The organism is Paraburkholderia sp. EG286A (assembly GCF_040965375.1).
GTDB lineage: Bacteria > Pseudomonadota > Gammaproteobacteria > Burkholderiales > Burkholderiaceae > Paraburkholderia.
Genome location: NZ_JBFRCB010000002.1, coordinates 989374 through 1013482, shown reverse-complemented (window position 1 = coordinate 1013482; position 24109 = coordinate 989374). Strand labels below are relative to the sequence as shown.

Annotated in this window: 19 protein-coding genes; 6 read left to right on the top strand and 13 right to left on the bottom strand. The window is 57.2% G+C overall.

The features are described 5' to 3' along the window. Window positions 1-6 precede the first annotated feature (6 nt). From AB4Y35_RS11150 to AB4Y35_RS11125, 6 genes are read left to right on the top strand one after another with little or no spacing between them, the layout of a single operon-like run. Entirely contained in the window at window positions 7-1053 is a 1047-nt protein-coding gene (locus AB4Y35_RS11150) for an NAD-dependent epimerase/dehydratase family protein (protein ID WP_368704428.1), read from the top strand. Beyond that, complete coding sequence (locus tag AB4Y35_RS11145; protein ID WP_368704427.1) at window positions 1050-1856, top strand: transketolase; 807 nt, start codon at window positions 1050-1052, stop codon at window positions 1854-1856. Before AB4Y35_RS11150 ends, AB4Y35_RS11145 begins: the two co-directional genes overlap by 4 nt. Continuing rightward, window positions 1853-2782, top strand: a complete 930-nt coding sequence (locus tag AB4Y35_RS11140) for a transketolase family protein (RefSeq protein ID WP_368704426.1) — start codon at window positions 1853-1855, stop codon at window positions 2780-2782. Before AB4Y35_RS11145 ends, AB4Y35_RS11140 begins: the two co-directional genes overlap by 4 nt. Next, entirely contained in the window at window positions 2757-3209 is a 453-nt protein-coding gene (locus tag AB4Y35_RS11135; RefSeq protein WP_368704425.1) for a GtrA family protein, read from the top strand. Before AB4Y35_RS11140 ends, AB4Y35_RS11135 begins: the two co-directional genes overlap by 26 nt. After that, window positions 3206-4201 (top strand): glycosyltransferase family 2 protein, encoded by a 996-nt coding sequence (locus tag AB4Y35_RS11130; protein ID WP_368704424.1) that lies wholly within the window; start codon window positions 3206-3208, stop codon window positions 4199-4201. The genes AB4Y35_RS11135 and AB4Y35_RS11130 overlap by 4 nt, the downstream gene beginning before the upstream one ends. A gap of 17 nt (window positions 4202-4218) precedes the next feature. Next, a complete protein-coding gene (locus AB4Y35_RS11125) occupies window positions 4219-6552 on the top strand; it encodes a sugar translocase (protein WP_368704423.1) in 2334 nt (777 codons plus the stop codon). 230 nt (window positions 6553-6782) lie between these two features. Here the strand turns inward: AB4Y35_RS11125 and AB4Y35_RS11120 are convergent, their stop codons facing one another. The 13 genes from AB4Y35_RS11120 to rfbA form a co-directional block, all read right to left on the bottom strand. Further along, on the bottom strand, window positions 6783-7973 hold the full coding sequence (locus tag AB4Y35_RS11120; RefSeq protein WP_368704422.1) for a glycosyltransferase: 1191 nt from the start codon (window positions 7971-7973) through the stop codon (window positions 6783-6785). Continuing rightward, window positions 7970-9085, bottom strand: a complete 1116-nt coding sequence (locus tag AB4Y35_RS11115) for a glycosyltransferase family 4 protein (RefSeq protein WP_368704421.1) — start codon at window positions 9083-9085, stop codon at window positions 7970-7972. The genes AB4Y35_RS11120 and AB4Y35_RS11115 overlap by 4 nt, the downstream gene beginning before the upstream one ends. Beyond that, on the bottom strand, window positions 9073-10227 hold the full coding sequence (locus tag AB4Y35_RS11110; RefSeq protein WP_368704420.1) for a glycosyltransferase family 4 protein: 1155 nt from the start codon (window positions 10225-10227) through the stop codon (window positions 9073-9075). The genes AB4Y35_RS11115 and AB4Y35_RS11110 overlap by 13 nt, the downstream gene beginning before the upstream one ends. 150 nt (window positions 10228-10377) lie before the next feature. Then, window positions 10378-11412: a GDP-mannose 4,6-dehydratase gene (gene gmd / locus AB4Y35_RS11105; RefSeq protein ID WP_368704419.1), complete on the bottom strand. Its 1035-nt coding sequence runs from the start codon at window positions 11410-11412 to the stop codon at window positions 10378-10380. 67 nt (window positions 11413-11479) lie between these two features. Then, complete coding sequence (locus AB4Y35_RS11100) at window positions 11480-15136, bottom strand: glycosyltransferase (RefSeq protein ID WP_368704418.1); 3657 nt, start codon at window positions 15134-15136, stop codon at window positions 11480-11482. A gap of 231 nt (window positions 15137-15367) precedes the next feature. Then, entirely contained in the window at window positions 15368-16837 is a 1470-nt protein-coding gene (locus AB4Y35_RS11095; protein WP_368704417.1) for a methyltransferase domain-containing protein, read from the bottom strand. Further along, entirely contained in the window at window positions 16837-18057 is a 1221-nt protein-coding gene (locus AB4Y35_RS11090) for an ABC transporter ATP-binding protein (RefSeq protein WP_368704416.1), read from the bottom strand. The genes AB4Y35_RS11095 and AB4Y35_RS11090 overlap by 1 nt, the downstream gene beginning before the upstream one ends. Beyond that, window positions 18057-18851 carry an ABC transporter permease gene (locus AB4Y35_RS11085; protein WP_368704415.1) on the bottom strand — a complete coding sequence of 265 codons (795 nt, stop codon included), beginning with the start codon at window positions 18849-18851 and terminating at the stop codon, window positions 18057-18059. The genes AB4Y35_RS11090 and AB4Y35_RS11085 overlap by 1 nt, the downstream gene beginning before the upstream one ends. Next, window positions 18851-20296, bottom strand: a complete 1446-nt coding sequence (locus tag AB4Y35_RS11080; RefSeq protein WP_368704414.1) for a mannose-1-phosphate guanylyltransferase/mannose-6-phosphate isomerase — start codon at window positions 20294-20296, stop codon at window positions 18851-18853. The genes AB4Y35_RS11085 and AB4Y35_RS11080 overlap by 1 nt, the downstream gene beginning before the upstream one ends. 215 nt (window positions 20297-20511) lie before the next feature. After that, window positions 20512-21714, bottom strand: a complete 1203-nt coding sequence (locus AB4Y35_RS11075; protein WP_368704413.1) for a sulfotransferase family 2 domain-containing protein — start codon at window positions 21712-21714, stop codon at window positions 20512-20514. A gap of 64 nt (window positions 21715-21778) precedes the next feature. Further along, a complete protein-coding gene (gene rfbD / locus AB4Y35_RS11070) occupies window positions 21779-22663 on the bottom strand; it encodes a dTDP-4-dehydrorhamnose reductase (RefSeq protein ID WP_368704412.1) in 885 nt (294 codons plus the stop codon). 7 nt (window positions 22664-22670) lie between these two features. Then, window positions 22671-23222, bottom strand: coding sequence for a dTDP-4-dehydrorhamnose 3,5-epimerase (rfbC, locus tag AB4Y35_RS11065; RefSeq protein WP_368704411.1), 552 nt, complete (start codon window positions 23220-23222; stop codon window positions 22671-22673). Next, the gene (gene rfbA, locus AB4Y35_RS11060; RefSeq protein ID WP_368704410.1) at window positions 23207-24100 is read right to left on the bottom strand and encodes a glucose-1-phosphate thymidylyltransferase RfbA; all 894 of its coding nucleotides are present in this window, start codon (window positions 24098-24100) and stop codon (window positions 23207-23209) included. Before rfbA ends, rfbC begins: the two co-directional genes overlap by 16 nt. Window positions 24101-24109: the final 9 nt, after the last annotated feature.

Sequence of the window (24109 nt, the reverse complement as noted above, 5' to 3'; positions counted from 1 at the left end):
AAAAATATGCGTAAGCCGCTGCCCGTTGAGGATCTCGATTTGATCGTCGACCAGACCGCCGAGGTCTGGTCTGCGTTCGATCGCGCGCGGCTTTTCATCACCGGTGGAACAGGTTTTATCGGCTCCTGGCTGCTCGAGGTGGTGCAGCATGCCAACCGCGTACGCGGTAGCAGGATCGAAATCGTCGCGCTGAGTCGTGACCCCGACAAGGCACAAGGCCACGCGCCTCATCTATTCAATAGCGCTGAAGTAACGCTGATCAGAGGCGATGTGGCGGATTTCAGGGCAAACGCCGGACCAATCGATTTATGCATTCATGCGGCAACTGATGTTGCCGATCCAGCGAAGGCGTCGGACAGGCTACGAATATTCGACACGAATATCATCGGTACGCGAAATGTGCTGGACTTCGCCCAGGCACACGGCGCGTCGCGCTTTCTGCTCACATCGAGCGGCGCGATATATGGTACTCAGCCGCCAGCGCTCACCCACGTACCGGAGACATTTAGCGGAGCACCCGATCCGCTCGATGTGAGCGCTGCGTATGGTCAAGGCAAGCGCGCAGCGGAATGGCTGGTGTCGGCGTACGGGCGCCAGAGCAATATGTTCGCCACTATTGCCCGGATCTACGCACTCATTGGTCCTGGCATCCCGCTTGACGGCCCGTTCGCGGCTGGAAATTTTATTCGTGATGCTTTGGCTGGTCGCCCTATCACCATCAACGGTGACGGGTGCCCGATGCGCAGTTATCTCTATATGGCGGATGCCTGCATTTGGCTCTTTCAGATGTTGCTTTCCGGCGAACGCGGCCAGGCATACAACGTAGGATCCGAGCGTGAAGTTTCGATTATTGATCTGGCACGCATGATCGAAGCCCAGTGCGGCTCCAACATCCCGGCGACGCCGCGCATATCCCCGACAGGCGCCCCCGCCCCGAGGTACGTTCCGGATACGACAAAGGCGCGCAGAGTCCTCAATGTCGCAGAAATAACGCCTCTCGAAGACGCCTTACTCAAGACCATCAACTGGAACCGCATGGCGGTCACGGCATGACGAAATTCGATGCAGTTCGCCTGCGCAAGACCATATTGGATATGGCATTTGCGGGGTCGACAGTCCACATTGGCTGCGCATTTTCAATCGTGGAGTTGCTTGCAGTGCTTTATCGAAGCCATTTGCGCTTCGATGCAAACGACCCACGCTCCGCACGCCGCGACTACATGGTGCTCAGTAAGGGGCACGGCGTTATGGCGCAATATGCCTGCCTGCATGAAATCGGCTGGCTCGCGGCGCAGGACATCGCTCGGTATTTCGGAAACGGCACCCATCTTAAAGGGCTGGCAGATACACACGTGCCGGGTATCGAAGTCACTTCCGGTTCGTTAGGACACGGTCTGTCTGTTGGCGTCGGACTCGCATTGGGTGCCAAGAGAAAAAAGACGGAGCAAATGTGCTACGCGCTTGTTGGAGACGGCGAATTGAACGAAGGGCCAATCTGGGAAGCTGCCCTTTTCGCTGCTCAGTTCAAACTGGACAACCTGGTAGTAATTGTGGACGTGAACGGTTTTCAAGCCATGGGTTCGACCGATGAGGTCATCGGCCTTGGCGATATAGCCGCGAAGTTCGCGGCTTTCGATTTTGACACGTTAAGCATCGACGGCCACGACGAACCTGCGATTGGTGCCGCCTATCAGCAATTCAAAAACCAGAAGAACGGACGTCCAAAGGCGCTAATCGCCAAGACAGTCAAAGGGAAAGGCGTCTCGTTCATGGAACACGACAATATCTGGCACTACACGCGGCTCACACCCCAGACCTATGAAGCTGCCGTGTCTGAACTGGGAGGCCAGCAATGAGAGATGCATTTTCGAACGCATTGGTATCTGCAGCCAAACAAGACCCCAAGGTGTTGCTGCTGACAGGCGACCACGGTTACGCGCTTTTCGATGCGTTCCGGCACGCATGTCCCGATCAGTATCTGAATTGCGGCATAGCCGAGCAAAATATGGTTGGCGTCGCTGCCGGACTCGCGAAGGCGGGGTTCCGCCCGATCGTCTATGGCTTGGCAGCGTTCGTACCGATCCGCGTGCTTGAGCAGATCAAGATCGATGTCTGCTATGAGAATTTGCCCGTTACCTTTATCGGCGACGGAGCTGGAGTCGTTTACGCGCAGCTTGGCACTAGCCATCAATCCACCGAAGATATCGCCGCGTTGCGCGCTGTACCCCAAATTTCGATTTATTCGCCTTGCGACAGATTCGAATTGACTGCATGCGCAGAGCGTATCATGCGCAATCCGGGTCCCGCGTACCTTCGAATTGGCAAGGCCGACCTCGGTGACATCCATAGTGCGCCTCTAAGCAACTGGTCAAACGGCGATTTGATTGCGGCGACTAACACTGGCGCGCCTTTTCTGTTCGTTGCCACTGGCTCTGGCGTCAAGCTGGCACAAGAAGTGGCTGCAGCACTGGGCAATGCAGACGTCGTTTCCGCCCCTTGTCTCAAACCATTCCCGGAATCGTCACTGCGCACCTTGGCCAAGGGCCGAGAGGCAATTGTCACGTTCGAGGAACATTCGATCTACAGCGGACTTGGCGGCCTGGTCGCTGAAACGTTGATGGGTCACTACCTTGGAACATTTGTGCGCGTCGGCATTCAAGATCGTTTCAGCGAGATATGCGGTAACTATACGTATCTGATGGAGAGCCACGGTTTGGCCCCTGAGAGTGTTGAGAAACGGATCAGAAAGGCACTTGATGCAAGCGCCCAATTCCAACAGTAAGCCCGACGAGTTCGTAGGCGAGACGGGAAGCGAGGATGGCCTCGCTGGCGAGCCAATGCGAAAAACGGCAATTCAGCTTGCTCGCTTTCTGGTTGTCGGCGGGTTGAACACCGCATTCGGCTACTCGTTGTTCGCCGTACTCACCTATGTTGGCGTCGTCTACCCAATCGCAATTGGCCTCGCAACGGTCGGTGGCGTCCTGTTTAACTTCCAGAGCGTAGGTCGACTGGTTTTCTCTGGTGCGCCTCGCTCGCGTTTCTGGCGTTTCGTGGGCGTCTATTGTGTCGTCTACCTGGTAAATCTCGGCGGCGTACGTTTGTTGCTAGATCATGGCGCCAGCATTTACGTCGCAAATGCACTCATGCTGATTCCACTCAGCCTGCTTGCATTCATCCTTAACCGTCAGTTTGTTTTCAATTTCCCATGAAGCACGTTACGGTCGTCACTCCCTGTTTCAATGAGGAGGAAAACATCGAGGCGGTGTACAACGAGGCTCGCCGAGTATTCTCGACGATTCCCGGTGTGACATACGATCACCTGTTCATCGACAATGCGTCCACAGACGCGACTGTCAGCAAGCTGCGCAGTATTGCGGCGACAGACCCTGCCGTTAGTGTGATCGTCAACGCGCGAAATTTCGGGCATATCCGCTCTCCGATGTACGGACTGATGCAGGCTAAGGGCGACGCTGTCATTCTCCTCGTCGCCGACCTCCAGGATCCTCCCGACTTGATGCGTGATTTTGTCGAGAAGTGGCTCGAAGGTGCGCCGATCGTGATCGGGGTGAAGCCTCAGTCGAAAGAGTCCGCGCTCTTTTTTGCTCTCCGCCGCATGTACTACCGTTTAGTCACGCGCATTGCAAACGTCAAGCTCATTCAAAACTTCACCGGATTTGGGCTTTACGATCGGCAGATTATTGAAATCCTGCGGAAGATTGACGATCCCTATCCGTATTTCCGTGGGCTCATCTGCGAGATCGGCTTCGACGTGGTCCAGTTGTCTTATGTGCAACCGCGACGCAAACGCGGGATCTCGAAGAACAACTTCTATACCCTGTATGACATCGCAATGCTTGGTATCACCTCGCATTCGAAGGTACCACTCAGGCTTGCTGCTATCGGGGGGTTTTTCCTGTCGGGCGTAAGCCTCTGTTTGTCGCTCGTTTACCTGGTGTTGAAGTTGCTGTATTGGAACAGCTTCACGATGGGGAGCGCCCCGATGCTTATCGGGCTGTTCTTTTTTTCGTCAGTGCAACTGTTTTTCATCGGGTTGCTGGGTGAGTACGTCGGCGCAATTCTGACTTATGCGCAGAAACGTCCCTTAGTCATTGAACGCGAGAGAATTAATGCCATTGCCTCATCGGTCGACGCTAAATCGACTGTCGCCGAAAAGTCGGACTCCATTGCGCCCACCGCCTAATCCTTGGACTTAGCTCTGTGACCAATCTCACCGTACAAAACACGTTGACTGTGAATTCACCAATAAAAAATAAAATGGTGGCGTGGGGTGTTCCGACCGTATTGGCTGTGGCAGCACTAGCCACTGGATGGTTAGCCATTGGGGGGAGGCATTTTTCCATCCATGTCCCGCTTACCTACAGGGGTGATGGATTGCTGATCCTTACTTGGATCAAACGCGCCATGGAAAATCCGTGGATTTTTCATACCGACCTGATGGGCGCACCATTTGGCGCGGATCTTTACGACTATCCAATACCAGACTCTGGAAGCATTCTTATATTGAAGATTCTTGGTATTTTTTCGGGGAGCGCCGGAATGGCGCTCAATATTTACTATCTTGCAGGATTCCCGATAAATGCCGTCGCCACATATTTTGTTCTACGAAGATTGTCCTTATCTCGATCCTTTAGCTTCGCCGGTGGATTCATCTTCTCAATCTTGCCATTTCACTTTCTGCGTGCCGGCCATCTTTTTTACACGTGGTATTTTGTTGCACCGATTTTCATTTGGTATGCGTACCGGATTTATATTGGCGAGCTCACCTATATCGACAAGAGGCGCCCGCTATCGAGCCGAATCCTTGACGTTGCCATCTTAGCGGCCCTCTCCTGCTTCGGCGTCTACTATTCTTTCTTTGGCACCCTTACATTTTTGACTGCTGGAATAGTGCGCTACACCCGTACGCATTCGATCAGGTCCATCGGGGCCTGCGTGATTTCGGTGGCAATTGTAACTGTCGGCATAGTTGCGAATTTGACTCCCAACATCATCTATCGCGCCGAACACGGTGTAAATCTGGAGGTAGCAGATCGAAGTCTGCGGGAAACAGAAATATACGGTTTAAAGATCGCGCAACTCTTGCTGCCTCGCTCTGGACATCGTCTTCCTGCTTTTTCCAATTTGAATCATGCATATTCAACAAACTTTCCGTTTGTAAACGAAAACAGCACTGCATCCCTCGGAATCATTGGAAGCGCAGGTTTCGTCGCACTACTTATCGCTCTAATAGTGCATAGAGAAAGCAAGGAAGGCGCTGAGGATCGGCTCCATGCACTTGCCGTACTCACGTTGTCGCTAACACTATTTTGCACCGTAGGTGGGTTTTCATCGATCTTTAGCCTGCTAATCAGCCCATTAATCCGCGCATGGAATCGAGTTAGTGTTTTTATAGCATTCACCTCGATTACTGCAATATTACTTTTAGTGGAGCAATGGCTCATGTGCGGCAAGTATCGCAATAGCTTCACTCCGTCGGCTGCAGTCGTTAGCATCATCCTTTGCGCTTTTGCGGTATGGGATCAAACTGCGCCGCCGTCGACCGCGGGCCTTGCTGCATGGGATCAGACTGCGCCGCCGTCGATCGCGGGCCTTGCTGCAAGTCAGGCCGAATATCGCAGTGACGCCCAGTTCATCGCCAAGATCGAACGCGCTCTCCCCCGGGGAAGCGCGATCTATCAACTCCCTTACGTCGGCTTTCCCGAAACTCCGCCGGTTAATGGACTACAAACATATGATCTCGCCAGAGGGTATCTGCACTCGTCCTCGCTCGCGTGGAGCTACGGGGTGATGAAGGGCCGATCCGGTGATCTTTTTTTCCGTGCTTTGGCACGTGAGCCTCTGAGCCAGCAAATCGAGATTGCCCGGAAGATCGGCTTTAGCGGACTTTATTTGGACCGGCGTGGCTACGCAGATAGAGGTGCTGCGATCGAGTCGGACCTTGCTCGCATTCTGGTGCACTCGCCCGCGATAATCAGTGAAGACGGCTACCTAGTTTTTTTCGACTTAAGAGCGAACGGCAAAAACATCGAAAGGCTTCCTCCCAACCTGTCACCTGAGCAAATCATGGAGCGCGCAGGATTTATCGTGGACGCGTTTGGCGTCAGGTATCACGGAAATCTTGTTGAAGGAATTGACTTTGCGCGCTTCGGCTTGCCAACCTTTGTAAGTAACCTCGATGGCTTGTCGCACCCGGAGAGTTGGGGGCGTTGGTCGGACGCCAATATTTCCCCCGAGGTCATTCTACAGTTCACGGAGCCACTCCCGAAGCGCTTTATCCTTCACCTGCGTGCTAAGGCTTTCGGTCCGAATTCAGGGCACCCGGTTATCGTGGTCATCGGTCAGCAAATTCAGAGCTTTGTTCCAACCACCGATATGCAAGAGTTCTCTTTAGAGTTTGATAGCGTAAACGGGGCACAACGCATCGAGATTCGCCCGCCACAACCGGTGTCCCCGAGCGAGCTCGGGATAAGCCCAGATGGTCGGAAGCTCGCAATTGGCCTGCAAAAGCTGTGGATCGAAGCGTCACCATGACCCGTTTGGGCGGCGACAAATGGAATGAGTGCCCCCACCTATCCGGTAGCGAACGCTGAGAGGAGGCGGCCCCATACGGGCCGACGACATCAAAGTGCCCAGATGGACGATCATAGAGGTCTTCACAGGCAAACCGGAGGGTCCAAATGAAGTATACGACGGTCGGGGTGGACACCAAGGCAATATGTGGACACCCCGAATGGTATTCCGCTCGCCCGGCATACCAAATCTCACGCAAGCAGGGTTCCTAGCCGCGCAAGAAGCGGGGCAACCATTCTCCACCAGCCGTGCTCCTGCTCAACGAACTTCCTGGCGTGCGCAGCCATTTCAACCGCTCCGGCTTCGTTGTCCATGAGCCACTCGATCCGATCGACAAATTCCTGCGGTGTGTTCGCGATCATCAGATCTCGACCGGCCTCGGCGTGTAGCCCCTCATGTCCAGACGAAGTCGCCACGACAGGCAACCCCAACGCCATATACTCCAGAATCTTGTTCTGCACGCCCGCTCCGATTCGCATCGGGCACACACCAATTGCGCCATCCGTAGCCGCATCTGCCACCGACGCAACCCGCCCTGTCACCTCAACACCGTCGTATGCCCTGAACCGCTCCGCAAGCGCGGGGGAAATCGAACCCACGATCCTGAACCGGTAATCCGCGCGCTTGCGCAGCAACGGCAACACCTCTTGCGCGAAGAAGTGGCACATATCCTCGTTCTGAACGGTCCGCATGTCGCCGATGAAAATCAGCACGCGGCTTGCCATGCTACGCACCGAGTACGGCAACCCGGACAGATCGACTCCGTTCGAGCACACGAGCACATTCCTGGCATGCGAGCCAGGAAACAGATAGTCCTTATCCGTCTGCGAAACCAGCACGGACAAATCGAAGTCGTTGACGATCGTGCGCTCGTAATCGTGCAAGCGTTTAGCCTCAAGACTGAGCACGCGCGACTTGAGCCCCCGTGCATTCTTGAGCTGCTTGACCCGACTGTAGTTGAGCGAGATCGCGTCGGTCATTTCGAGAACCCGCGGCTTGTCCGACTTGCGCACATACTCAGCGCAGCGCACCAGATGGACGAGTGCGCCGTCATGCGAAGGCATCAACCGTGCAACTGCCGCAGCAAATGCCCGACTCCGGTAGTAAGCGACCTGCAATGGCGTCCGCGTGGGAAGCGCAAGCAGAGTGTTGACGTACGAACGCGCCTTCGAGAGGAAAACTCGCTCGACCCGGTCGAATACGCCGTCGTCAGGCAGTTCGCAGTCCACCTCTTCGCGCGACTCGCACAAGCTCAGCAGCGTCAGCGAATATTGGCGCGACAACGCCTTGCAGAGGTGATAGATCCTCAGTTTGTCCCCGCCGATCACCGGGTAGGGAAGTCTGGGCGTCAGCACCAGCAGCTTTTTCTTTTCTGTGGTCACGACAAACGTTCCCAGAACTCCTGAATCGACGGGGCGACGATCGACTCCGAAAACAGACGCGCGCGGTCCACTCCGTTGCGGACTCTCGCCTCGAATGTTTCGCCACCGCTGCATATGCCGCGGATCTGCTCGGCCATCTCGCCAACCGAAAATGGGTCGAAATGCAGACCGGACCCACCAACGATCTCGGGCATCGAAGTCGTGTTACTGCACGCGACAGGCGTACCCGATGCCATCGCCTCCAACAGCGGTATGCCGAACCCTTCGAACAACGAAGCAAAGATGAATGCCCGTGCCTGACGGTAGTGCAGCTTCAGCTCCTGGTCGGATACATACCCGAGCAGCTCGACATGACCTGCGAGTCCCAGTGCAGATGCCCGCCGCAGGAAATATTCGTGATGCGCCGACTTGATCCCGGCAATGCGCAACCTGATGTCGTCATCCAGCGTCGGCCTCGCCAACGCGAACGCTTGCAGGAGGCGATCGACGTTCTTGCTGGGCACTTCGCCCGCCACGGTAAACAGATAGGGTTGGCGAGCTGCCTCACTGAGTGGACGAGCGAACCAGTCATCCGGAATCGAACACGGAATGAGGTGCACATCCTCTTCCGACAGTCCGAACTGCTCGACCAGTTCCCGCTGGGTAAAGCGGGATACAGTCAGCACGACGTCGGCGCGGCGAGCCAGCCGGGGCACCACCTGCCGCCTGTACACCCGCCCGAACGTTTGATACAGGGATCTCGACGGAGGCAGCACCCGCCAGGGTTGCAGATAGATTAGGTCATATATGACCGAGATCAGGCGGGTCCGGCCCGTAGATCGCAATGGTCCAGTGTTGTACGGACACAACAGGTAATCCAGCTTCTGCGCTTCGCACAGGCGGGGCAGCTCGACCTGCTCCCACCATGGAAAGAAACCGCGGCCATCACTAACGCATGGCCAATCCGTGGTGGTCACGCCGCTTGGCGCGAGACCCAGCACCGACGCACTCACCGGCTCGATGAGCTGACGCGCGAATCGTCCCATGCCACGGTAGTTGCCAACCATCCAGGTGACATCTACCCCCAACGTCACGCTGCATTGTCCCGAGGCAGATTGAGTCAGGAGCGACATGAACCATCCAGGACAGATTGATAAACTGCCAGGGTCTTCTCGGCGCACGCCTGCCAGGTGAACGCTCGCGCTCTCGCCAACCCAGCCTCGCGGATCACGTCCGCTTCGCGAGGACCCTCGATCACGAGGCGCATGGCATCGGCAATTTCACCTGAGCTGCAGGGATCAACCAGAATGGCGGCATCTGCCGCCACTTCGGGAACGGAGGTTGTATTGGACGCGATGACCAGAAGACGCGACGCGAACGCCTCCACAACCGGCAGTCCGAAACCCTCGCCAAGCGACGTGAACACCAGCGCACTGGCCGATTGCATCAGGACACGCACGTCGAAATCCGGCAAATACTGCAACCAGCGGGCTCTGCCTTCGGTTTCGCTTGCGCGCAGCCGGGCGACAAGGCTTTCACACCCCCACCCAGCCATTCCTACGACGACCAATGGAAACTCTCGGCGCAACCCGGGCGGCAGACTGGAGTGCGCATCCATGACACGATCGAGATTCTTCCGCGGCTGCAAGGTCCCCAGACACAGAAAGAACCGCTCCGGCAGGCCTAACCGCTTCAGCACCTCGTCACGGGCCGTCTGGTCGATCTGTCCAAAAAACCGCGGGTGCACACCCAAGGGAACGACGGAAATGCGTTCAGCCGAGATACCGAAATGTTCCACAATCGAGCGCTTCGAATACTCCGAAATCGTGATCACATGATCCGCCCATGTGCCCGAGCGCCGCAAGAGCCAACGACGTAACGCAGCCAGCTTCACGGTTGTCCACTCGGGATTCGACAATACAATCGCATCCATCAAGGTCGCGATGACGGGTATCGCAGAGAGCTTTGGAATCAGGTGATCGGTCGCATGGAACACGTCCACGTGCTGCGTCACAAGCTCCTCCTCGGCCACGCACTTCCACGGGCTCACGGCGCCCAGCGTCGCCATGACCGCGTGGCGGCCGAGATTGACGGGCGGCCGGGCGCCCGGCAACACGTCATTGCCGACGAACGCACGAAAGCCGACGGGGACGAGATCGACCCCGCCGCCGGCAAGCAGGGCTCGCCCCAGCTCCCGGGTGTACGAGCCAATGCCGTCCACCCCGCCATGCGCAATGCTACGGGCCAATGCCGTCGTACCAAAACCAACCTTCACCCATGCCCCTTGTTGTACATCCAGCGCGGTGTGTCTTTCCGCATTATTCTTTTAAGCGACCCGACGACGGGATCACCCACTGCAGCAAACAACCGTGCAAAAGCACGGCTCATGCAGCCGGCGAGCCCCGTCACCGGCGCCCGAGGTGCATCAGAACGAGAAGCCGCGCTCGTTGCGGCGCAGGTCGGCTTCGACCATCATCGCGCACAGTTGCTCGAGCGTCGTCTTCGGCTCCCAGCCCAGTTGCTTCTTTGCCTTCTCCGGATTGCCGATCAGCAGATCCACTTCGGCCGGACGATAAAACTTCGGGTTGATCTTGACGAGCGTCTTGCCGGTCGCGGCGTCGATCGCGGTCTCGTTCTCGTCACGCCCCTTGAATTCGAGGTCGACTCCGGTTGCCTTGAACGCCATGCGCACGAAATCGCGTACGGTCTCCGTACGATTCGTGCCCAGCACGTAGGTATCCGGTTCGTCAGCTTGCAACATGCGCCACATGCCTTCAACGTATTCCTTCGCGAAACCCCAATCACGCTTCGCGTCGATATTGCCCAGTTCGAGTACGTCGAGTTGGCCGAGCTTAATCTTGGCGACGGAGTCGGTGATCTTGCGCGTCACAAACTCGCGGCCACGGAGGGGCGATTCGTGGTTGAAGAGGATGCCGCTGCAACCGAAGATGTTGTAGCTCTCGCGATAGTTCACCGTGATCCAATGTGCGTAGAGCTTCGCGACGCCGTAGGGGCTGCGCGGATAGAACGGCGTCGACTCGATCTGCGGAATAGCCTGCACCTTGCCGAACATTTCGGACGTGCTCGCTTGGTAAAAGCGGATCTTAGGGTTGACGATGCGGATGGCCTCGAGCAGATTCAACGGGCCGATGCCGGTGATCTCCGCCGTGGTTGCCGGTTGGTCAAAGGACACACCGACGAAGCTTTGCGCGGCGAGGTTGTAGACCTCGGTCGCGCCGGTAGATTGCAGCAGGCGGATGCTCGACGACAGATCCGTCAAGTCGTATTCGACCAGATGGAGGTTGGGGTGCTTCGCAATACCCAACTCTTCGATTCGCCAGAAGTTCACCGAGCTGGTGCGGCGATATGTGCCATAGACCTTATAGCCCTTCTCAAGCAAGAGCTGGGCGAGATAGGCACCGTCTTGGCCAGTGATGCCGGTAATAATAGAAACTTTCATACTTTGAGAACTCATCTTAAGTCCATAACTCTCTTGCAAAATTTTTATCAGATGGTTGACGGCGATGTCATTGAGTCTCGACGGATATTTCCGTGCCGGTAACGGCTTTGGTGACCCGACGCGTCGGCAATACGTTGTCCAGCAACTGCCGGGCAGCGTCCTGCCAGGTCAGTGTGTGCATTCCTTCGGATTTCGGATGCGTGCCTTGTCGATACAGCGCGAGCCAGTGTGTCACGGCTTCCGCCAATTCTTCACCACTGCGGGCGCTGAAATAGTGAGCGTGGCTCAGCGCCACCTCACGGAACACCGGCAAATCGCGAGCCAGTATGGGCAGATGCTTGCGACTAGCCTCAATCAGCGGCAACCCGAAGCCCTCGCCCTCCGAGGCCGCAAGCAAACAACAACAAGCCGCATAGACTTGCTCCAAGTATTCATCGCTAATGCTCTCCAGCCAGAATAGCCGTCTTCCAAGCTCGGGATGAGCTTGCAGACGCTCGACCAGCTTTTCCATCAGCCACCCGGATTTGCCGACGACAACCAGATTAATTGCAGCACCCTCTTGCCAAAGCTGCTCAAAAGCCGCCAGCGCCTGGGCATGTCCTTTACGCGGCTCAACCGTCCCCACCATCAAAAAGCTGGGCGCTGCGCGTAGTGCCTTGAGTATACGAGGCCCGTCGCTGGGCATGCCCGAGCTCGGTCGCGAGTTCTGTACATCCGCCCCGTAGTGGAACCAACCGACTTCAAATGCCTCTTCGCGCTGAGGATGGTGCTCCTGCAGCCATTGCGTGAATTCGTGCGCCACCGTCCGGGATCCGCAAACAACCCCATCATAACGGGAGATCGTATTCAGCCATTGCTCGAACAGCTCCATGCTCCCGGGCGAGAAGTAGTTAGGCATTTGCACGCATAAGAGGTCGTACACCACAAACAGGATACGAACACCATGGCGATGCATTTCATCAAAGAACGCTTCTTGAACCGGTACGACAGATGGGTATAGATCTAGCCCCAAAAAGACATCACCTGTCTGGAAATCAATGGGATCCTCCTCCACGGTACCGGCATCATTCTGACCCATGAATTGCGAACGCAAACGTCTTGCATAAAAGTAGCCCGTTCGATCATGCGTTGCAAAGACCGGCCACACCTCGAAATCCTTCGGTGAGTTTCTTAGCAACTCGCTCAGAATGCTCCGCACGACGCGTTGGATCCCTGTCCGGGCGTCATGTTGAACAAGCACCGACACATCGACAAACAGTGCACGACGCGTTCGCTTAGGCAAACTGAGCGCTATAGCCTGCGCCACTTGACTCAATTCGTCTTCGTTGCATTGACGTACCAAGGGTGCGAGTGCCTGAAACAGCTTTTTGCGCGTTGACTGGATACTCGGACGTGACTCTGCCGCCGGAAGCGCGGCACCATTCCGAACAAGCAGTTCGCGGCAACGAACATACACGTCCTCCACGGAGATGTCATCGAGGCAAAAGAACTTGTGTGGACAGTCGCCTCGCGCAGCGATGTGGCAGGGTGAGCAGGCTGCATCGCGGTGCAGGACATAGCTGTCGCCGAACACCGGCGCCCATTCGCGCGCTGTTTCCAGGCCGCCATAGACGCCCAGCGCCGTCACGCCCAGATAGGCCGCCATGTGCGCACCACCAGAATTGTTGGCGACACATAGCTGGTGGCCAGCGAGACGCTGCATGAGTTCGGGGATGCTGAGTCCGGCATGAACCACCACTTTCTCAAGGCCATTGAAGCTGAAACGCTGAGCCTCGGCGACGCTGGCAAAGAAAACACTGACGAATTCCACCGCGGCGTCCGCAGCCAGTCGGCGGGCTAATTCGCGGAATCGCGCAACGGGCCATTCCTTGACATCCCCGCCGGCGTAAGGAAACAGAGCGACTGCGCGAGCATGCTCTTGCAAAGGAGTTACGAGTGGTGGCAACACCACATAGTCAGAGGGGTGAGCCGGAAGCGCATCGATAAGGGCCAACATCTGCTCACTAATCGAGATGCGATTCAACGGTGTTTCCGCAAACGGTACATCCGGATACGTGGGCAGCAAGATGTCGAGCGTGGCATCGATGGTTGGATTGAGGCTGCCATAGCCAACCTTGAGTCCAGCATCAACTTGCGCCAGAACGAATCGTGTATTGGGCTGGCGCCTCAAATCGATAGCCAGGTCGTAGGAACCCAAATGCCTCAGAAATTCAGCTAACGAACCATCATGCAGTTCTGCCTGCAACGACGATTTGCGCTTGAAGTAGTCCAGCGTCAACACCCGGTCAAAGAATGGCAGAGTTTGGGCCAACGCCTGATTCCAACTACCCACTACAATATCGATACTGGCCTTCGGGTATCGCGCACGCAGCCGAGAAATAGCCGGCACCGCCAGCAACAGATCACCCATGTGATCCAGTTTGAGCAGCAGGATCCTTTTGATTCGCGGCTCGAACAGTGTCGTGCGCTCGAAGGTCACGGCTTGCGCAGTCCGGGGCTCACCGGTTCGCTCGAAGGTAGCCATGGCCTGCAATGCGAGTTTGGCACTGCGATCCCACGAGAAGGCCTTCGCCTGAATCCTGGCGTTCTCCAGTAGTCGGGCACGCAGGCCCTCGTCAGTCAGCGCCTGATGCATCTTGGCGCTCATGGATGAAACCGACAGCGGATCGAACAGTGCCTCGGCGCTGCCCATGACTTCCGGAAGGCTTGTACTGTCGGCCGCGATCACCACAGCGCCACATGCCATCGCTTCCAGCGGCGGCATGCCGAAACCTTCGTGCAGAGAAGGGAAGACAAAAAGACTGCAGGTACTGAACAAAGCCAGCAAATCTTCATCATCGATGAAATCGCTGAACAACAGGTCGTCAGCGTGGAGGCCGGCGCGTTGTGCATGCGTGCGAAGCACGCTCAATTCCGGAAGCGGCATTCGGCCAACAAACAGCAACTGGTGGCGTTGACGCGAGGCATCAGGCAGTTGCGCAAATGCTTCGATCAAACGCGGGAGATTCTTGCGAGCATCGGCTCCCCCTGTGTACATGATGAAAGGCTTGGTCACCCCCAGACGCTTCTTCAGAGCCGCCAACCGATCTGCATCGGGCACGATCCGGGTAAACATTTCATCGCAAGCACCCGACACATTGGTCACCGTCTCGGGCGAAAAGGGTAATGCTCCCAACGCTTCCTGCCGGGCACTTTCCGAGATGGCAAGAAGATGACGCGCCCGCTTCAGGTTTTCAATGCGATCAGCGTAATAGCCACGATAAATAGGATTCTTGCGGAAATGCTCGTCCGGGTTGATCAGCGGAATTAGGTCGTAAAGTATGACCGCGGTCGGCAGCGGTTCGCCCAATGCGCCGATGCTGACGACTGCATCGTCTCCCAACCCCTCGAACAGACTGGTGACAAGCACGATATCGGGATCGAGCGTCTCCAGAAAAGCCTCTCGCACCCGTTCGGCGATGGCGCGACGCGACGCATTTCCCGCCTCAGTCCAACGCATCGGCCCCAGCGACTGCCATACGCGGATCCGCTCTTGTGGCACCAGCCCTCGAAATGCTTGGCGTATCGGCTCAATGGATTCAGGGAAAAGTCCGCTGAGAGCCAAGTAGATTTCATGGTGTCCCGCATTGCGGGCAATGGCAAGCGCCAAAGAAAGGGTATAGCGCCCGATGCCCCGGAAGCGACTCTCCGTTTGCGCTCCCTGCATGTCAATAACGATTCGCATACTTATCCTACTTTACTTGAGCAATCGACACCCGCGACTCCGTCACGGCCCGGGAACGCATAGAGGATGTAGTTTCCAAAGCAACACGTAGCATTGTCGCTGGCACACCGCTCAAGCGCTGAGGTTCTATTTGCCTCTGAGGGCAATGCCGGAACATCGCCATCGGGAACAAATATCGCCACTTGAATCTTAGGTATTCGAGCACTTATATCCGATCGGTTATGAGCATCATCACCGAGATTCAGAAGCACGAACGGTGGCCCGGAGCTCCTCGAGCACTTCACGCGCCGATTGCGACAATTCTCGTTGAGACTGAGAGGAACTGACGGCGTTGGCCGCCGACGATGTCACGATAGTGCGCAATCGACGATCCAACGTTGGACTCAGCTTCACGAGCCTGAGTGCAACACGCTTCAATGCCGGCCGCTTCGTCAACGTATTCGCCCCGGCGCTCAGTACGGTCTTGATGCGCCTCTTGGTCCCTGATAGCAATCTGCGTTCGCTGATTGCAGAGGTTAATCTTCGAAGCGGAGCGCCGACAATACGCACCGGTGCCGACACACGCCAGGACGTGCTGTGCTGCACGGCATGCAACAGCGCATTCGCCTGCTGTGCCTGCGCTTCGGCATGCTGAGCCCGAGCCTCCGCGTCGCGAAGCTGGCTCTCTGCGCGCTGGCGCAGTTCCTCGGCATGCCGATGCCGTTCCTCCGCGAGCTGAAGCCGCGCCTCGGCTTCCTGCCGTTGCTCCACTTCGGCATGCCGATGCCGTTCCTCCACGAGCTGAAGCCGCCCCTCGGCGACCTGCCGTTGCTCCACTTCGGCATGCCGATGCCGTTCCTCCACGATCTGAAGCCGCCCCTCGGCGACCTGCCGCTCCTCCACTTCGACCAGTTGCAACCGCTCATCCATCCGCTGGATACGTGCTTCGATTTTTTCCATCAGGAGCCGCACAGAATCAGTTCGCGCTTCATAACGGTCGGCCAACTGCCCCAGCGACAAACCGTAATCAGTCGCAAAGGCCTGCGCAAATCTCTCCTTGATTTCCGGATCGGCAGCCTTTTGCGCGATGACGGCATAGTCGGGACTCACGCCGCGAATCACGTCCAGCAGGCGCACCGCATGATCAGGACTTCGCAACGCTGGCGACTCCTGCAACCGGACCGTCTTTACCGTGTCGAATCCACCATGCTCGACTACGAAAGACAACAGCAGGGACGGAATCGGCTTTTGATGCGTGGGGTCATGATAGAAGTCGTTGGTCGAGACGCCGATGTTTTCCGGATTCGGTGTCTCGAAAATCAGCAAACCACCAGGCCGCAATACCCGCGACGCCTCCGAAACGACAGACTGCAATTGCTCGAAGCTGATATGCTCGACGACATGGAACGCCGAGATCAACGCGCAACTATTCGATTCGAGCGATGCAAGATGCTCGATCGCATCGGCCTGAATCGCGGGCAGATTGCGCTCACGACAGGCTTCCAGCATGTCTGCATCCAGATCCGCGCCGGTCGAGTCAAAGCCGGCTTCGCTCATGAGCTCCAGCCACTCGCCACGGCCGCAACCCAAGTCGAAGGTTTTCGCCCCAGGATACAGCGTCGCCAGCGGCTGGAAGAACGGCGCGTATTGCGCCAGCCGACCTTTGATCAACTCGCGCGAGCCTCGGTACCGATCTTCAAATGCTCGATAGAAACTATCCACTACAACACGCTCCTCACTGTCGTCTGCAGCCAAGCCACTCCGATGAACTCGTCCATCTTCACGTTGGCAACATCGAATATCAACGCGCGATCGCGCCATTGATAGTTATTGGCGAGATGGGCACTCCCGGTATGCAGCGCCACAGCGACCGAATAACTCCCGACGCCAAGATTGGCCATGAATTCAAAATTCAGCTCTAGCGACTGGCCAGCGGCCAAGTTAAACAACACTTGCTTCAAGTTATAGGTGTTCGTTCCGAATACCGTCTGCCCCAGCCGATCCTTGATCATGTACCCGACCACCAGCTCGGGTATCGCATGCACGCATTTGACCTTGACTCGCAACGCGACCGGTTGTCCGACTCCGGCGATCTCGATGGATTGCCCAGAAACGTCCAGCAGCGCGACCTCCTCGATCACGGCTTCACCCGTTCCCGAAATGGTTTGCACCGTTCCGTCATCCAGCTTCTCCTGCTTGACCTCATGGTTCTTACGCTCAGCCAGCATCGCGTTGTAGTAATCCATGACCGCCTCAGGTGGCCCCTCCATCTCCAGCCGCCCCGCATTCAGCAGGATCGCACGGTCGCAGATGGCCTGAATCGCAGCCTTGTCGTGAGCGACGATCAACAGCGTCGTGCCCTGCTCGCGAAACTTCCGAATCCGATCGAAGCTCTTGTGCTGAAAATACGCGTCGCCGACCGAGAGCGCCTCGTCGACGATCAGGATGTCAGGACGGCGAGCCGTCGCGACACTGAACGCGAGACGCACCTGCATCCCGCTCGAATACACGCGCACCGGCTGGTCAATGTATTCGCCGATTTCGGCGAACGCCTCGATTTCCGGCATCAACGCGACAGTCTCTTCGACGCTGTAACCGAGCAGTTGCCCGGCCATCATGACGTTCTGACGCCCTGTAAAGTCCGGATGAAAGCCCATCCCCAACTCCAGCAACGCGGCAACACGACCAGTGATGGTCACACTGCCAACGCTCGGTTGCGTGGTGCCGACAATCATTTTCAGCAACGTACTCTTGCCAGCACCATTGATACCGATGATCCCTAGCGCCTCGCCGGCGCGAACCGAGAAATTCACGTCACGCTGCACCCAGTGCAGCGTGTGACGAGGCTTGCGGCGCGGATCCAACCACTCAATAAGACGCGACCACCGCGTCGGATACTGTTTGTACGCCTTGCCCAGATTAGTAACGGTTATGGTACCCATCAGAGTTCGTCCACCATTTCACCCGCATGCTTGCGGAACAAGCTGAAGCCGACGAGACACAGTCCGATGCTCAATACAAACGGAAACAAAAGCGTCGACCAATCCGGCCAGATATGTTGCACCATCACGACCTGGAAGGCTTCGATCACGGATGCCATCGGGTTAAAGCGCAACGCTGCCTGTACAGGCTTGGATAAAATGTCGGCCGCATATACGACAGGTGTAAGCCAGAACCAGAAATTCAGCACGATCCCGAAGAACTGTCCCACATCGCGAAAAAACACGTTCAACACCCCAAGCGTGATCCCCAAACCGATGGCAAACAACGTCATCAGAGTCAACAGTGGAACGACGGCAAGATAGGGCACGCCAGGGAAATTGCCCGACATCAGCAGGAACACCGTGAACAACCCAAACACAATCGCGAAATTGACCAGCGCATTGATCACCACGATGGTCGGCAGACACAACCGTGGGAAGCTCAGCTTTTTGAGCAAGTTCGCATTGTTGATGAATGTGTTCTGACCATTGCTGACAATTTCGACAAACATGCCCCACGGCAACACACCGGCACACAAGTGGATGCTATAGGCAAAGGTGCTATCCACCCCAGGCAAGCGAGCATGCATGACTCGCGAAAAGATCACCGTGTAGACGATGATCATCGCAAGCGGATTGAGCACGGTCCAAGCCGCGCCGAGCAAGGAATTGCGGTACTTGGACTGGAATTCCCGCTTGACGCTTCCCAGAACGAAACCGCGATAGGCCCAAAGAACTTTGAACATCCCTAACATCACGCCCGCCCGTAAACGTCCTGGAAGCGGACGATGTCGTCTTCTCCCAAATATTCGCCGCTCTGCACCTCGATCATCACGAGATCCAACACGCCCGGATTTTCGAGGCGATGCTTGTGGCCGGCAGGGATGTACGTGGACTCGTTGGTGCCAACGAAGATTTCCTTGTCGCCGTTGACGACCTTGGCCATCCCGCAAACGACGATCCAATGCTCGCTGCGGTGATGATGCATTTGTAGACTGAGGCTGGCGCCCGGCTTGACCTCGATACGCTTGATCTTGAAGCGGGGCCCCTCTTCCAGGACCGTGTAGGTACCCCACGGACGGCTAACGGTCCGATGCAGCTTGTAGGCATCGTGATTCTGCTTCTTTAGGCAGGCCACCACTTGCTTCACATCCTGCGCGCGATCGGGATGCGCAACCAGCAAGGCATCCGGCGTATCGATGATCATCAGGTCGGCCACACCCACCGCCGCCACCAGGCGGTCCGGGCTTTGCACGTAGGTGTTGTGGCTATCGACAAAGATGGCGTCGCCGACAGCACGGTTGCTGTCCTGGTCCGGGGCGACCAGATCGCGAATCGCACCCCACGAGCCGATGTCGCTCCAACCGAAGGTGGACGGCACCACGGCCACGTTCGACGAGCGCTCCATCACCGCGTAGTCGATCGAAATATCGGGCATCTTCTCGAACGTCTCGGCAGGAATCTCGAGCATTTGCCCTGCCGACTTGTCGGTGTGCAACGATGCCCAGCACGATTCGGTGGCTGCCGCGACATCGGGGGCATGGCGTTTCATCTCGTCGAGGATCACCCCGGCCTTGAAACAGAACATGCCCGAATTCCACAAGTAGTTGCCCGTTGCAACGTATTCGGCAGCCTTCACCGCGTCCGGCTTTTCGACGAAGCGTAGCGCCGCGCGACCGTCGCCGATTTTCTCTCCCGCCTCGATATAGCCGAATCCGGTGTCCGGGCTCGTCGGAACGATACCAAACGTCACCAGCTTGTCGCGCTTCGCCAATTCGACCGCACTCGCAACGGCCGCGGCAAAACCCGCCTGGTCCTGAACCAGGTGATCGGCGGCGAGCACCAGCATCAGCGCATCGCGCCCGTACTTTTCCGCCACGTAGCACGCTGCCATGGCCACGGCAGGCGCCGTATTGCGGCCCATCGGCTCGAGCATGAACGCGCCGGACTGAGTTTCGCCGAGCTTCGCGCAAGCAAACTCGTCCTTGCTCATGAAGTAGTAGTCGCGGTTCGTGACCGTCAAGATCTCCCCGCGCTGCGAGGGCGCGTCGATTCTGGCGACCGCTGCCGCCCGACAGTATGTCTTGAGGAGCAGGCTCTCGCCATCGGCGAGCTTCATGAACGGTTTTGGATGCCCTTCACGGGAAACCGGCCAAAGTCGCGTACCAGCACCACCGGACAGGATGACGGGGATTAACATCACATTCACTCCAGATTCAGTATCCGCTGGCGAAGGAAACCCTCCGCCACTTATATTGGTATTGATGAACCGCCAAAGTAGTGTCGGCTTAACAAGCCAAACCGGGCCGGGCAGGGATTATATCCGCCGAACTACCGTCGCCCGTAACGCAAGGTAATGATCGCCCCCCAATGTAGCCAAATCGACAGGGAGCTGTCATACCTGAAAGCAAAACCTTAACTGACGGTTACTTCAACCTCACCGAAGGTGCTCGAATCGCCGTCGTCGAGCCAAGCGACACCCTCCTGAACGAGGGTCAATCGCAGAACGTACCGCCCGGCGATGGATGGCGCCACGATGAGCGCCTGCATTTCCCTTTGTTCGTCCGGCATCAAAGACGTGTGCAGCCTGGTTCGCTCGCCGTCGAACACCACGGCCTGCGAACGCTTAGCGTCAAGCCAGTGATACGAAACATGCACCGGATTCGGCGCGCGACTGGCAATCTGGTATCGGGACTGATTGCGCAACCCGACCTGCACGAGGAACTGCTCATCCGCAGCCACGCACGAAGGTGCAGAGAGCACGGTCACTCCAAAGTGGGTTCGAGCATGCTCGGCAATGGGCTCGTGCCAGGACTTCTTGACCAATGTTTCCGCCCGTCGATAGCTCTCCATCAACAGCGAACTCATCATCTCGCCCATGCGCTCCTCGAAGAGCTGGCAAGCCCAAACATACAATTCCTGATCGAGCACAGTCAGTTCGCGAATCGCCGCGACTTCCTCCGCAGACAACTCGTCAATTCCCGATCGATTCGACGAGGTATTCAATCTGGGTACCGAGAAGTTCGGAAAAAATCCAAGTTTGTGTGCAAGCAGACTCATTGAGTCGCGCATTCGCTCAGTGATGCCGAAAAACGCAAACGATTCAAGCCGTTTTTTGGCGAGGCCTAGCAATTCCCGGTCGTGTCCACGCGCCGCATACTTCTTGACGGCCGCTTGTCCGTACCCGACCGGATCGCGAGACAACTTTTGATAGTCGAAATCGGCCGCCAGAAATAAAGTCTGCGTATTGACGGTATCCCAGTTCGTTTCCGCATCCCGAACGAAATCCAGCAGCGACCATCGTTCACTTTTCATTTGCTGGTGCCGGTATGCATTTGCGTCGCGCTTCGCGTGCAAATACCACGAAACGGTACGCTGGACCGGATCGCGCAGCATCGTGATATAGGTCAGGCTTCGCCCAACGTATGCGTCCAGTCCATGCCAGAGATGCCCGCGAAACAACCTGTACCGCTCCATCGATTCCAATGGGAGGGCGAACAGGTCCGGAAGCAATTGCCCCGGACAGATCTCTTCCGGATCGAACTGATCATCCAGAAAAGAGGTAAGCGAAGTTCCCCCCGTTTTCGGGATATGGAGGTAATAAACAGGATCCGTCATTCAGTTAATCATCTTGATGAAACTTCAAGGTTGAGAGCGCAACCTTCTCAAACTGCTGTCTGATCTACTCAGCCAAACACAGCCGCAGCGCATCGTGCCAATCCGGCATCCGCAAACCGAACACCTCAGTCAGCTTGTCCAGCGACATTCTCGAATTGGCCGGCCGCTTCGCAGGCGTCGGATAGTCGCTCGCAGGAATCGGCAAGACCATCGGCGCTTCAGCGCCCATCGCAGCCGCGAGTATCGCTTCTGCAAAGCCGTGCCACGACGTCGCTCCGGCCGACGTCAGATGGTAGACGCCGGAACGACGCACCCACCAGTCGGTGTCATCTGCCGCTGCACCTTGTGCGACGATGTGCGACGTCGCAGCCGCAATCGTCTTCGCCCAGGTCGGCGCGCCGATCTGGTCCGCTACGACTCGCAATTCTTTCCGCTCGCCGCCTAGCTTCAGCATCGTCTGCAAGAAATTCTTACCGCGCCGGCCGTACACCCAACTCGTGCGCAGGATCACGTGCGCGCATCCCGTCGCCGCAATCGCGCATTCGCCTTCGAGCTTCGTTTCCCCATACACGTTCTGAGGATTCGTTGCGTCGGTTTCCACGTACGCGCTCGATTTCGCACCGTCATACACATAGTCGGTCGAATAGTGGATGAGCGCGCCACCGGCACGCGCAGCCTCTTCCGCGAATACGCGCGGCACGTCGACGTTCAAGCGTCGCGCAGCCTCGGTATCGGTCTCGGCCTTGTCCACCGCCGTATACGCAGCGGGATTCACAATCAGCGACGGCTTCAGGTCTCGCACGAAGTCCCGCACACGCTCGAGATCGGCGAGATCGAGCGTCGACCTGTCGCACGGCACCACGCGGCCGAGCCCCTGCAGCGAACGTAGCAACTCGAATCCAACCTGGCCGTTCACGCCCATCACGAGGATCGTCATTTCCCGACTCATACCGGCCTCAAGCGTAGAGTTCGGCTTCGGCCAGACGCACGCCGGCCGCGTCCTTCGCCGCCAGCAGCGGCTCGCCCTCGATCGGCCATGCGATGCCGATATCTGCATCGTTCCAGATGATGCTGCGCTCGTGCTCCGGGTACCAGTAGTCGGTCGTCTTGTACAGGAACTGAGCGGACTCCGACAACACGACAAAGCCATGCGCAAAACCCGGCGGCACCCACAGCTGGCGATGATTGTCGACCGACAGATGCACGCCAACCCACTTGCCAAAACGCGGCGAGCTTTTGCGGACGTCGACCACGACGTCGAACACTTCGCCTTCGACCACACGCACGAGCTTCCCCTGCGCATGCTCGATCTGATAGTGCAGCCCGCGCAGCACCCCTCGCGATGAACGCGAGTGGTTGTCCTGCACGAATTCGACGCCCTGCTCCACGTGCTCGGCGAACTCGCGCGCGTTGAAGCTCTCGTAGAAGAACCCGCGAGCGTCACCGAACACCTTGGGCTCAATGATCTTGACTTCGGGCAGTGCCGTCGCCGTTACCTGGATAGCCATGCAACCTGATGAGTGAGAATGTTCTGGAGGTACTGCCCGTAGCTGTTCTTCGCCAGCGGCTTGGCGAGCTTCAACACCTGCTCCGCATCGATCCACTGCTTGCGATACGCGATCTCCTCGGGACACGCAACCACGAGACCCTGGCGCTTCTGCAGCGTCGCAATGAAGGTCGCCGCCTCGATCAGCGAATCGTGCGTACCGGTATCGAGCCAGGCATATCCGCGCCCCATGATCTCGACACTGAGCGCACCGTCAGCAAGATAGCGCGAATTCACATCGGTGATTTCGAGCTCGCCGCGCGCCGAAGGCTTGATGTCCGAGGCGATATCGCAAACGCGGTTATCGTAGAAATACAGCCCCGTGACCGCATAGTTCGAACGCGGCTTCGCGGGCTTCTCTTCGATCGATACCGCACGGAACGACTGATCGAATTCGACCACGCCATAGCGCTCGGGATCGTGCACGTGATAGGCGAACACCGTCGCGCCGCTCTCTTGCGCATTAGCATGCTCGAGCTGCTTTGCGAGATCGTGTCCGTAAAAAATGTTGTCGCCAAGGATCAGCGCCGACGGATCGTTGCCGACGAAATCCTTGCCGATGATGAACGCCTGCGCGAGTCCGTCGGGCGACGGCTGCACCGCGTACTGGATATTCATCCCCCACTGGCTGCCGTCACCGAGCATCGCCTCGAAGCGCGGCGTGTCCTGCGGCGTCGAGATGATCAAGACGTCGCGAATGCCCGCCATCATCATCGTCGACAGCGGGTAGTAGATCATCGGTTTGTCGTACACCGGCAGCAGCTGTTTCGACACGACGTGCGTGATCGGATACAGCCGCGTTCCGGAGCCGCCCGCGAGAATGATGCCTTTACGTGCCATCGCCTTGTT